Source organism: Traorella sp. mt218, assembly GCF_055420025.1.
On sequence record NZ_JBVAYM010000015.1, the window covers coordinates 26,866 to 38,992 of the forward strand.

Annotated in this window: 10 protein-coding genes; all 10 read right to left on the reverse strand. The window is 39.0% G+C overall.

Going from position 1 to position 12,127, the window contains the following annotated elements:
* Positions 1-38: 38 nt before the first annotated feature.
* Positions 39-941: a LysR family transcriptional regulator gene (locus ACZYT3_RS08570; RefSeq protein WP_464088350.1), complete on the reverse strand. Its 903-nt coding sequence runs from the start codon at positions 939-941 to the stop codon at positions 39-41.
* A 53-nt stretch (positions 942-994) separates the two neighbouring features.
* A complete protein-coding gene (locus tag ACZYT3_RS08575) occupies positions 995-1,189 on the reverse strand; it encodes a hypothetical protein (RefSeq protein ID WP_464088351.1) in 195 nt (64 codons plus the stop codon).
* A gap of 23 nt (positions 1,190-1,212) precedes the next feature.
* Complete coding sequence (locus tag ACZYT3_RS08580) at positions 1,213-2,214, reverse strand: aldo/keto reductase (protein WP_464088352.1); 1,002 nt, start codon at positions 2,212-2,214, stop codon at positions 1,213-1,215.
* Positions 2,215-2,382: 168 nt separating this feature from the next.
* Positions 2,383-3,738 (reverse strand): NCS2 family permease, encoded by a 1,356-nt coding sequence (locus ACZYT3_RS08585; protein WP_464088353.1) that lies wholly within the window; start codon positions 3,736-3,738, stop codon positions 2,383-2,385.
* Positions 3,739-3,861: 123 nt separating this feature from the next.
* Positions 3,862-4,179 carry a hypothetical protein gene (locus ACZYT3_RS08590; RefSeq protein WP_464088354.1) on the reverse strand — a complete coding sequence of 106 codons (318 nt, stop codon included), beginning with the start codon at positions 4,177-4,179 and terminating at the stop codon, positions 3,862-3,864.
* 3 nt (positions 4,180-4,182) lie between these two features.
* A complete protein-coding gene (locus ACZYT3_RS08595) occupies positions 4,183-6,009 on the reverse strand; it encodes a vWA domain-containing protein (protein WP_464088355.1) in 1,827 nt (608 codons plus the stop codon).
* Between the two features lie 400 nt (positions 6,010-6,409).
* On the reverse strand, positions 6,410-8,398 hold the full coding sequence (locus ACZYT3_RS08600; RefSeq protein WP_464088369.1) for a DNA translocase FtsK: 1,989 nt from the start codon (positions 8,396-8,398) through the stop codon (positions 6,410-6,412).
* Positions 8,399-8,668: 270 nt separating this feature from the next.
* On the reverse strand, positions 8,669-10,327 hold the full coding sequence (locus ACZYT3_RS08605) for a ribonuclease J (protein ID WP_294561922.1): 1,659 nt from the start codon (positions 10,325-10,327) through the stop codon (positions 8,669-8,671).
* An 80-nt stretch (positions 10,328-10,407) separates the two neighbouring features.
* Positions 10,408-11,853, reverse strand: coding sequence for a tRNA (N6-isopentenyl adenosine(37)-C2)-methylthiotransferase MiaB (gene miaB, locus ACZYT3_RS08610; RefSeq protein WP_464088356.1), 1,446 nt, complete (start codon positions 11,851-11,853; stop codon positions 10,408-10,410).
* A 40-nt stretch (positions 11,854-11,893) separates the two neighbouring features.
* Positions 11,894-12,067 carry a 4Fe-4S binding protein gene (locus ACZYT3_RS08615; RefSeq protein WP_294561920.1) on the reverse strand — a complete coding sequence of 58 codons (174 nt, stop codon included), beginning with the start codon at positions 12,065-12,067 and terminating at the stop codon, positions 11,894-11,896.
* Positions 12,068-12,127 lie beyond the last annotated feature (60 nt).

Genomic DNA, 12,127 nt, shown 5'->3' on the forward strand with positions numbered 1-12,127 from the left:
TCTTGGCTTGTTCATGAATATATACCTTTATGTTATAACTATTCTTTGTCTTGCTGGATCACTTTCTGAATGGCATCAAGGAATTTTTTTACCGTAGGAGATGGCTGAGGTGAATGAAGCAGGCCATATGGAATCGAATGCTCCCAATCAACCGGGATTATTTTTAAAAGAGGATGAACGACTGACCAGGCCTCAATAGCCATTAATATCTCATTTCCATTTTCACAACGATTAAAAATATTGACATCATAAAAATCAAAGTCTTTGATCTGTATTTGATTGTGATGCTGCCAGATATCATCACGCAGATCATCGACATAACGGCTCCAGCCGCGATGCATCAGCAATAAAGATTGACCATATAAATCAGACACAGCTAGCTTTCTTTTTGCCGCTAAAGGATGATGGATCGAAACAGCAACACATAATGGTACTTTTTTAATTTCAAAACCATCACAATTTCTAAGATTCAGCATCGTATCATCAAAAATACCGGCTACGACATCAATACGATTACCTAAATTTTTTAAAATTTCTCTGGCATTTTCTTCCGTATTTTCAAAAGGTATGATCTGAAATTTAATATCAGAACAATATGCCTGGATCTTCGGCCATAATTCCAATAGTATCTGAGCAGGAGTCAGCGGTGAGGAACCAATTCGTAATATCTGAGTATCTTCCTGCATGGCATTTTGTGCACGAATCACGGAATCTTTACAATATTGAATGATATATTTCGCATCTTTATACAAGGAAATACCTGCTTTTGTAAGCGTTAAGCCACGATGATTACGGTCAAATAATTTTACGCCTAAATTTGCTTCTAATAGGTTGATTTGTTTGATGACTGCTGTCGGGGTTATATAAATCTGTTCAGCGGCCTTATTAAAGCTTCCCGCATCGGCAACCATGATAAACGTTTCAAGCTGTGGATTGTACATAAATGACTCCTTTATGACAATATTTTAATTTGAAAGAAATTGAAAGTCAATGTTTAAGAAAATGGATAATGCCTTGATATGATCCTGTTTTTTATCTTCACATATCCTTCTTTCATCGTTGTCCAAGCATAGACAACAGCCTGTGCATGATAATCATTTCTTATCTGATTATATGACTGTAAAGCCAAGCGGCACTCTTTTTTTGACATATAACTGTCATCAATTTTTCCATTCATAGGAGTTAGCATATGACTTTCATCTTATCCCTTCCTTACTTTTTTATCGCAGAACCGCCAAATACAGCAGACATCGGTATCTGATCAAGCTGTTGATCGATCATTTGAATTTCTTCTTCACTGAGCTCTATCTCGCAGGCAGCAAAGTTTTCTTTAAGACGTTCCAGTTTCCTTGTTCCCGGAATCGCACTCAGATAAGGTTTCTTGCATAACATCCATGCCAATGATATTTGAGCACAAGTGGCATTCTTCTTATCAGCAATTTCTTTTAATAAGTTTAATAATGTTTGATTTTCATCAATCGCTTCATTCGTAAACTGCGGCATTGTGCTTCGATAATCCAATTCTTTATCAAAATGACTGTCTTTTCCATATTTTCCACTCAAAAAACCATTTGCAATTGGTGAAAAGGCAACAAAACCAATCCCTAATTCTTCTAATACCGGAAATAATCTTTCATGATGACGAGCCATCATTGAATACCGGTTTTGAATGGCCGTAATCGGGCAAACAGCATGAGCCCGGCGAATATATTCTTCATCTGCCTCTGAAACACCCCAATGTTTGATCTTTCCTTCTGCAATGAGAGATTTCATGACCTTCGCAACCTTTTCCGGCTCAACATGCGGATCAATACGATGCTGGTAATATAGATCGATCGTATCAACCTGCAATCGTGCTAAAGATTCTTCTACCGATTTACGGATAACGTCTTCTCTTGAATCCGGTATCAGAGGACTTGGAACCTTGCCGCTTTCTGTGTCAAAACTGATACCAAACTTCGTTGCAATTACCACCTGGTCACGATAAGGTTTCAAAGCTTCCCCGACAATTTCTTCATTTTCATGAGGATTGCTTGCCGTACCATAGATTTCTGCGGTATCGAAAAATGTATAACCAATCTTTACAGCTTCACGAATCATCTGGATTGCTTCATCTCTATCCATCGGTTTTCCATAAGCATGAGAAAAGCCCATACAACCTAACCCTATCGGTGAAACAAACAATCCACTCTTTCCTAATTCTCTTTTTTTCATCACTGACTCCTCCTTGATCTGATTCAAATTCCTTCGATATCATTATAAAGAAACAATGGCTTTTAGCGAATTCTCGATTAGTTATCTTGTTATTACCCAAAGGTAATAATAAAAAAAAGAGAAACAGTACGAAGACCATTTCTCTATTCAAATAATAATGTTTAATTTCTATATAATTGCAAGTAAAATAAAATTCAGGATAAACAATAAAGCAACTACCGCAATGATCGGATGGATTTCTTTTGCCTGTTTCTTTACGATCTTGACTAAGCAGTAGAAGATAAAGCCACTGGCAATACCGTATGAAATACTGTAACATAGAGCCATGAACAATCCTGCAAAGAAAGCAGGTACCGCTTCTTCTAAATCAGCCCAGTTGATTTCCGCAAATGATGAAACCATCATGCATCCTACGATGATCAATGCCGGAGCTGTCGCAGCTGAAGGAATCGCACTGACAAAAGTCGCTAAAAAAGCACTTAAGGCAAAACAGATTGCTGTTACTACAGAAGTCAATCCTGTTCTTCCGCCGACACCGATACCGGCTGCACTTTCTACATATGTCGTTGTATTGGAAGTACCGAAAATAGCACCAATGGAAGTTGCTGTCGCATCGGCAAATAAAGCCTTGTCCATTTTAGAACTAAATCCACTGCCATTTTCAAGTGCTTTTTCATCCTCTTCAGAGAAGATACCGCTTCTCTTGCCCGTACCGATAAACGTACCGATCGTATCAAATGTATCTGACATGCTGAAGGCAAAAATCGTGATGATCACAAGCGGCAGCTTGGCCGGATCTGTAAATAATGATGGAAGACCTGCTGAAGTAAAGATTACTCCAAATGTTGACGGCAATGCATTAACGGCATCCATAAAACTTACCGTATCCGTTGTCGTCGTAACACCGAAAGGAATACCTATCAAAGCTGTTACGATAATAGCTATCAAAATACCGCCTTTCACATTTTTTAAAGTAAGGATGACAGCCAATACCAGACCAATCAAAAAGACTAATAATATCGGCTGATTTAATGTTGAAATGGCAGGAACACCACTATCAAAGTTGATAAAGCCAACATTTAGGAAACCTAAATAAGCGATAAATACACCGATACCTCCACCAATTGCATTCTGCAATGATTTCGGAATCGCTTTAATGATTACCTTTCTTACTTTTGTAACGGTAATAAAAATATTGATCAAACCGCAAATAAACACCATGGATAATGTCTGCTGCCAGCTGAATCCTAATTGGAAACAAACCGTATAAACAAAAAAAGCATTTAACCCCATTCCCGGTGCCTGTGCATAAGGTACATTAGCAACTAATCCCATGATCAGTGTACCAATCACAGCAGAAATAATCGTTGCCAAGAAAACAGCGCCCCATTCCATGCCTGCCTGACTTAACGTATTCGGATTGACCGCAATGATGTAAGCCATCGCAAAGAAGGTTGTTATACCTGCTACGACTTCCGTAGACACGCTGGTTCCGTTTTCTTTAAGCTTAAAAAACTTCTCCATATCTTACCTCCCTCTTGATTTTAATCAAGAATACATAGACATTATCACATATTTAACATTTTTTCAATACAATTTCTTTACATAAAGAAAGGAAATCGTTTACATGATTTCCTCCTCTATTTTTCATTGAACTTCATGTCCGTTGCACCATTTAAGAAAGGTACTTTGTGCAACTCCCAGCATCTTTGCAGCTGCCCGACTTGATATGCGATGACTCATATACATCTCATAAATGACATCAAACTGAGGCGGCACTTTTTTCTTTGGCCTGCCAAAGACCACCCCTTTGTTTTGTGCAGCTTTGATACCATTTAAAATTTTCTCTTTGCGCTTCTCTTCCTCTTCTTTTTTACTTTCCAGTACAACATTCATGACATGTTCCGTTTTTACATCATCCTGTACAATTTGATAAACTTCCTGCCGTAGTTTTTCAACGTTCATTTTTTATTTGAAAAATTCCTTTCTAAAATCATAAAGAGCACTCATACACAAAATCAAAAGGGCTCCTGCGGCAGCCATCAAATAAAGATGTAAAGTATCTGATGTATTCGGCGTATTCGTCACAGTTTCATCATTATCCGGGTTTTCCGTATCATCAATCACCGGAACCTGTGTTTTCGTATATACATATTCAACACTTGTCACACCTGCTAGTGCTATAAGACCATGTTCATTTGTTTGATTGAATTCATCCAAAGTCATCGTTACGGTTTGCGCATTTGGATATGTCAGTTTTACGACCACATCAAATCCGTCATAATCTACACGATTCTCACCATCTTCTTTGTTGAAACGTTTCTCAGTCCAATCGACGATAACTGGTTCTGAAGTAAATACCTCCGGTAATGTCAATATCTGATCTTCTTCTTTCACACTTTCATCATAACGATGTGTTACTTCTAAAATACCGATTTCATAAGAGGCCTGTGGCTGTTCAAAAGCTTCACTGCCACTATTTCCTTTGCTGTTGTTATAGTCCAGCGTGGCTGATTCATTCGTTGGTGTTGTGAAAGAACCGGCTTCTGCTTTAGCGCTGTCTTTTAATTTCACGACATACGTCAGCTGTACCGGCTCATCCTTTTTTACCGGAACATGAATATCCCATGTGATAACACTATTTGAGTGTGAAACGGCATAATCATCTGTCGCTGCTAAATCTACTTCTTCACCATTGACAGTCAGTGTGAAAGGAACACTTTCATCTAAAACAAAATCTTCACCGATAACATCAGTCACTGTACCATTGTCTAACAGATAAACAATTTCATTCTGTAATTCTTCAAATGCAGCGTCGATCGTATCCACAGAAGAAGCCCCTAAAACATTTGTCATCAAATCAACGCTTAAAGGATAAAGATCATTATCTACTTCCCAATATAATGTAAGTGTATGATAAGATTCATTCACTGCATTCCATGCCTGAGCTGCATAATAAGTTGCTAATTCAACCTGTGAATATACATTAGGAAATGGTGCATTTTGAACGGTTAGATCTGTTGATACGACGCAATCATCTTCTGTCACTTTTGATCCTATTCCATAAGGCAGATCCTTTTCAGCTGTGATCATTGAAGGATGCAAATCTTCATATGAAGTAACCTTATCATCTCTTCTAAAATATACATAAGGCGTCGTACCATCATAAACACCAACTGTTCCATCGTTATTGGTCATCCAATAAGTTGTCATTGTCTGACCACCTGCTGTATGGTCTTCATTCCATGCGTGAGTAATTCCATCCGATACCAATACCAGATATTTATTTTCTGCAGGAACAGACGTGTCATCGTCTAATATCTTCGTACCCGCAAGGATACCTGCCTCAAGATTCGTTCCGCTCTTTGTCGTCTCATTGACAGCTTTCTGAATCGTATCAAGACTTGTTTCTGTCAATTCAGTAAGGCCTAAAGTTACATGTGCTTCATAATCAAAATTAACAACTGCCACATTGATCTTACCCTTACCTTCACCCGTTTTGGCTGCCAGTTCAGCAAGCAGCTCATTTGCTTTTGCTTTTACATCAGTCATGACAGAGCTGCTGGATCTGTCTAAAACAAAGACAACATCCGTGGCAGGAACATATTCTTTTGAAGGCAATGACAATGTTACTTCCCATCTGTCTTCATCAATACGTTCAGCACTTTTTGATTTGGAAACATCCCACTTTTGTGAAGTGCTGTTACCACTCTCAGCAGCAGAAAGTGAATAGCTTCCCAGCGTTAGTGCCATAAGTGCTGATAGCACGAAGCTGCATAATTTTTTGAATTTCATTTTTGTCTCCTTTCCATTCAAAGTATGATGAACGATAAAGCAGACATTATCATTCACTCTGACTGTAAATTAAATTATCCACATATAAGTTACAAGTTAATTTTATTATTACTGAATTTAAATGTCTAGTTATTATTTCAATATTATTAGCTATTAAGCCGTATTTTTTAAACAAAACAGAAGTCATTTTATAAAATTAATAATAAAAAAAATCATGATTTACATATCATGGATCATGATCATAATAAAGCTGAAACATTCCTATTTTATGAATACTAACAGTTTCAATTTTAATGGATGCCTTGTTACTATTATTCATAAGATATAAGATTTTATATGATAAAAGAGATGACAGTTCTATGAAATACTTCATAACTATCATCTCTTTTTAAAACGATCCTTACATCTGATCCTCATTCATCGGATCTTTCATATAGACTTCTCTTGGCTTGCTGCCACGAGATGGTCCTACGATACCGTTTTCTTCCATCATATCGATCAAACGGGCAGCGCGCTGATAACCGATGCTGAATTTACGCTGCAGCAAAGAAGTGCTTGCCTTTTGTGAAGAAATGACGAATTGCTTGGCTTCATCATACAAAGGATCATTGGAATCCATGCCAACAGCAGAAGCTGTATCCTCTATCATCTGCAAACGTATAAAAGCATCATCAAACTTCGGACGTCCCTGCTTAGAAACAAATTCCGTGACACGATTCACTTCTTCATCACTGACATAAACGCCCTGTACACGTATTGGCGACTGTTCGCCGATCGGAATATAAAGCATATCTCCACTTCCTAAAAGTTTTTCCGCACCCTGCTGATCCAAGATCGTTCTGGAATCCACGGCACTGGAAACAGCAAAGGCAATTCTTGAAGGAATATTCGATTTGATAAGTCCGGTAATAACATCCACGCTCGGACGCTGAGTCGCTACGACCAGATGGATGCCCGCAGCTCGCGCCAGCTGAGTAATACGCTGGATGCTTGCCTCCACTTCCTTAGCAGCTACCAGCATCAAATCAGCCAGCTCGTCAATGATGACGACGATCCAAGGAAGCTTGGTATGTCCTTCTTCAGGATATTGATCACATTTTTCATTATATCCCGCAATGTTACGAACCCCTGCTTTCGAGAATAAATCATAGCGGCGATCCATTTCCTCTACGATTACTTTTAAAGCAGTATTCGCCTCATCACCGTCATGAATGATGGGACCAATAAGGTGAGGAATATTCTGATAAGCTGTAAACTCTACCTTTTTCGGATCGATCAGCAATAATTTCACTTCATCCGGCCGTGCCCTCATGATCAGAGATATGATGATCGAATTGACACAGACTGATTTACCTGAACCGGTAGCACCGGCAATCAACAGATGAGGCATCTTATTTAATTCACCATAGACCGGCTGACCTAAAAGATCCTTTCCAAGAGCAAATAAAAGCTTGCTGTTTTCATATTTAGACGGAATGCTTCGTAAAAGCTCCCTTAAATTGACAATTGTCTTATCTACATTCGGAATTTCGATACCCACCGCACTTTTCGAAGGAATCGGCGCTTCGATACGAATATCCTTTGCCGCTAACGCCAATTTGATATCATTCTGCAAATTGCTGATCTTAGAAACTTTTACACCTAAATCCGGCTTTAATTCAAATTTTGTAACACTAGGCCCGATATGTGTATCCACCAGTGTCGCTTTCACCCCAAATTCATCCAAGATCTGTAAAAGCTTTTCACCGGCCTCCGCCGCCGCTTTCTTATTATTTGCGGAAACACTTCCCTTTCCGGCCAAATTTAATAAATTTAAACCTGGCAAACGATATTTAGAGTAATCTGTAAGAAATGAGCTTTCAATTTCAGGCTCCTTTTTTTCTTCCTTTATAGGATCTGCCTGAATATCGATCACGGACTTTTCCTGATGCTCACCCTCTGAAACCTTATCGGCAACAAGATTTTCAAAATCAAAACGTCCCTGTGGCTTTTCATAGTCGATGATATCCTCATAATCATCTTCAAAAAGCTGCTTTTCTCTCTTTTTCTTCTCTTTTCTACTATCGCTTTTTTCTTTCGTCTTTTGTACTTTTTCAAAAAAGAAACCAAAAACTATCTTCAAATAATCCCAGAACATGATGATACCGATAAGAAGGAACATGATAATCATGATCCTTGTACCAGTAAAATCAAACAAAGCACTGAATAAGGCATATAAGAAAGCGCCGAGAATACCTCCGTTACCGATTGATGCAATCAAGGTATCATTAAATATTTCTTTTACATTCGCCAGAAAAAGATGTATGACATCCATTCCGACGATGCTGTGATCATCCGGTGCCGCTACCAGCAGCAGCCATGCAGCGAAAAAGCAGATCAAACCGATCATGCTGCGCATCCTTATCTGCGACAGATTCTTTTTAAATAAGACCAGTATGGCAATAAGTATCACGAAAGCAAACACAACGTTTCCCAGCATACCGACCAGAAAATACATGACTCTGCCTAACGCAATTCCTGCAGGACCAATTTCAAGAATGCCAATAATTGACAAAGCTATCGCCAAAAACGCATAAATGACAGTTAAGATCTCATTATCCATTTTTTTATTTGTCGTTTTCTTGGCATTTTTCTGTTTCGTCATCCTTATCCCCCTCGACTACTGATTGATTTCGATAATGACAGGTAAAACCATCGGTCTTTTTCCGGTTTCCTTCAACAAATAACGTGTTACTTTTTCTTTCACATCCACACGTGTTTCAATATTCTCATATGTTTTATTGGCAACATTTTCATTGATGGTATCTTCAGTGATCTTCATGACCTCTTTTAAGATATATTCCGCATCCTTCAAATAGATCAAACCTCGCGTCTGTACATCAACACCACCGATGATCTTCTTCGTTTTAAAATCTACGCTGACCCCTATCACCATGACACCCTCATTGGAAAGAATCTCACGGTCTTTTAAGACAACTCCCGTAACATCCCAGTTTTCCTTGCCATCGATCAGAGTATCTTCCAGCTCGATACGATCAGCAACGCTCTTTAAGATCTTATTTTCAAAAGTTGCAAACTGACCATTGTCCAAAATTACGATCTGATCAGGGCGATAGCCCATATTGAAAGCCAAATTGGCATTTTTGATCAGATGTCTGTATTCACCTTTTACCGGCAGATAATAACGCGGCTTGAAGAGATACAGCATCATCTTCAGATCTTCACTGCTCGGATGCATCGAATAAATCTTCTTTGAATTTAATGAATAGATCTGTCCGCCTTCTTTATAGATCTCATTTTCCATGCTGTTTGCTTCTTCTTCTGTACCACTGACGACCGGTGAAGCGATCACGATCGTATCAGTCGCTCTAAAATGAACCCGCTCATCTTCATGCATCGCAATCTTCTGAAGCTTTCTGAATAGATTTTTTCCTCTTCCTGTAATCAAAATGATGATCTCATCATTCTCATCATCGAAATTACGATCGTTCACGATCAGTTCATTTGGAAATTTATAGTAATTTAATTCAGCCATATGCTTGAGAAAATATTTTGCCTCTTCACCATGAAAATAAACTTTTTTCTTGAAACGAATCACAAGATCCAAGATCTCTCTCATCCTAAAAAGACTTTGTGAATAACAGCTGATCAGAATACGATGCTCGCTTGATTCAAAAAGCGGTTCCAGGGTTGAAGAAATACGGTGGAACGGTGCGGTATGCCCTTCTTTTTCAGCACCTACCGACTCATTGAGAAGACATAAGACACCGGCCTTTCCAATTTCACTTAATTCATTGATATCAAAACTATATTCAGGTGCCCGCATATCATAATCAACGATAAATTCTCCTGTATAGACGATATAACCCTGATCGGTCGCAATCGCAATACCAAAATTATCCGGATAAGCATGGGTCATCGCAAATGTACGGACCTTGATATTTCCCACCTTGATGCGGTCGGTCCTTTTCACCTTGTTGATCTTAAAATCACTGACGCCTTCTTTTTTCAATAAATCTCTTAAGACATTTGCACTTAAAGCTCCTGTATAGACAGGAACATTGACATGCTTCAAAAGATAAGGCAGGGCCCGTGATACATCATCGTGTCCGTGAGTTACGAAAACACCTTTAATCTTTTCTTTATTTTCGATGAGATACGTGAAATCGGGAATGATAAATTCAATGCCCAATTGATCTGATTCGGGAAACTTAATTCCTGCCTCAATCAAAATGATTTCTGAGTTGACTTCGACCATCAGCATATTTTTGCCATTTTCGTCGAGCCCGCCTAATGCACATATTCGTATTTGATCCATAGATCCTCCTTTAGATTATATTTATCATGTCTGTTTTAGCTATTATAACACGCGGTGAAAGAAAAAACAAAAAAAGTGAATCATTTCACTTTAATTGCTTCCCCATCTAATGACCATGACTTTGCCTGAGTGATCTTCACATTCACTAAATCACCGGCATGTATATCATCCCCTGTAAAATTTACAAGCTTATTGGTCTGTGAATAACCGCTGAACACAGATGGATTCTTTTTGCTGGGTCCATCCACCAAAACCTGTACCGTCTTACCGACATAGGCCTCATTTTTTTCTCGTGCCCAATGATTTGTATGTTCCATCAGCTCCTGAAGACGGCGCTGTTTGACTTCCTCACTGACATTATCCTCCATGGCGGCAGCAGGCGTACCTGCACGCGGTGAATAAATAAAGGTAAAAGCATTGTCAAACTGACATTCATCAACCAATTTTAATGTATCCTGAAACTGCTCTTCCGTTTCATTCGGAAAGCCGACGATGATATCTGTCGAAAAGGCAGCATCCTTGACTTTTGCTTTCAGCTTATAAAACAACGTCATATATTGCTCGCTCGTATAGCGTCTTCCCATGATCTTCAGGATCTCATCATTTCCTGATTGTACCGGCAGATGGATAAAAGGCATGATGTTCTCATATTTCGCAATCACATCGATCATCTCATCACTGAAATCCCATGGATGTGAGGTCGTAAAACGAATGCGATCAATGCCCGTTTTTGCCACTTCTTCCAAAAGATATGCAAAGCCGCCTTCAATCTGAAGATCCTTTCCATAAGAATTTACGTTTTGACCGAGCAAAGTAACTTCTTTATAGCCTTCTTCGATCAAAACATGAATCTCTTCAAGGATGTCTTCGACCTGTCGGCTTCGCTCCTTACCACGGGTATAAGGTACGATACAATATGTACAGAACTTATCACAGCCATACATGATATTGACCCAAGCCTTATGCGTACCAAAACGTTTGACCGGCAAATTCTCGATAACTTCCCCTTCTGTTGAGAAAACCTCGATCGTTCTTTCCTTCGACATCATTGCCTGATACAGCAAGGTCGGCAAGCGATGAATATTATGTGTACCAAAAACAAGATCTACATGTGGATATTTTTCAATAATTGTTTTGACGACTTCTTCTTCCTGTGCCATGCAGCCGCAAAGACCAAAAAGAAGATCCGGATTTGTTTTACGGAGCCGCTTTAAAGAAGCCAGTTCACCTAATACCTTATCTTCCGCATTCTGGCGGATAGCACAGGTATTCAAGAGGATCAGATCGGCATCCTCGACATTTTTTACCGGAGTAAAATGCATGGCTTCCAAAATACCGGCAATCGTTTCCCCGTCACGTTCATTGGCCTGGCAGCCATATGTACGCAGATAATAATTTCTTCCCACTCCCAGCTGGGCAACTTCATAAGGTATATTAAAGAGTGATTTTTCAATCACTGCTTGTTTTTTCGTTCGTTGTTTTGCTTCCTTTAAATTCGGTATAGTCCAGTTTTCGTTAATTTTCATAATTTCCTCTTTCCAAGAAAAAACCAAGCGTTTGCTTGGTTTATTGTGTAATTGCTTCTACAGGGCAAGTCGCAACGCATGCACCGCAGTCAATACAAGTTGATTCATCGCAAGTTGACTTATTATCGTCATCCATTGACAATGCTCCAACCGGGCAAACTCCACAACAAGCACCACAACCGATGCAAGTATCTTTATTAATTGTTACTGGCATGAAGATAACCTCCTTTTATTACTTAGACATTATAGCACAAATATAATTTTCACTTCAATA

What these genes read in the sequence shown, in the direction of transcription:
- ACZYT3_RS08575 (WP_464088351.1), bottom strand. Translation starts at nt 1,189, where the DNA reads ATGCTAACTCCTATGAATGGAAAAATTGATGACAGTTATATGTCAAAA.
- ACZYT3_RS08585 (WP_464088353.1), bottom strand. Translation starts at nt 3,738, where the DNA reads ATGGAGAAGTTTTTTAAGCTTAAAGAAAACGGAACCAGCGTGTCTACG.
- ACZYT3_RS08600 (WP_464088369.1), bottom strand. Translation starts at nt 8,398, where the DNA reads ATGATCGGTTTGATCTGCTTTTTCGCTGCATGGCTGCTGCTGGTAGCG.
- ACZYT3_RS08570 (WP_464088350.1), bottom strand. Translation starts at nt 941, where the DNA reads ATGTACAATCCACAGCTTGAAACGTTTATCATGGTTGCCGATGCGGGA.
- miaB (WP_464088356.1), bottom strand. Translation starts at nt 11,853, where the DNA reads ATGAAAATTAACGAAAACTGGACTATACCGAATTTAAAGGAAGCAAAA.
- ACZYT3_RS08590 (WP_464088354.1), bottom strand. Translation starts at nt 4,179, where the DNA reads ATGAACGTTGAAAAACTACGGCAGGAAGTTTATCAAATTGTACAGGAT.
- ACZYT3_RS08595 (WP_464088355.1), bottom strand. Translation starts at nt 6,009, where the DNA reads ATGAAATTCAAAAAATTATGCAGCTTCGTGCTATCAGCACTTATGGCA.
- ACZYT3_RS08615 (WP_294561920.1), bottom strand. Translation starts at nt 12,067, where the DNA reads ATGCCAGTAACAATTAATAAAGATACTTGCATCGGTTGTGGTGCTTGT.
- ACZYT3_RS08580 (WP_464088352.1), bottom strand. Translation starts at nt 2,214, where the DNA reads ATGAAAAAAAGAGAATTAGGAAAGAGTGGATTGTTTGTTTCACCGATA.
- ACZYT3_RS08605 (WP_294561922.1), bottom strand. Translation starts at nt 10,327, where the DNA reads ATGGATCAAATACGAATATGTGCATTAGGCGGGCTCGACGAAAATGGC.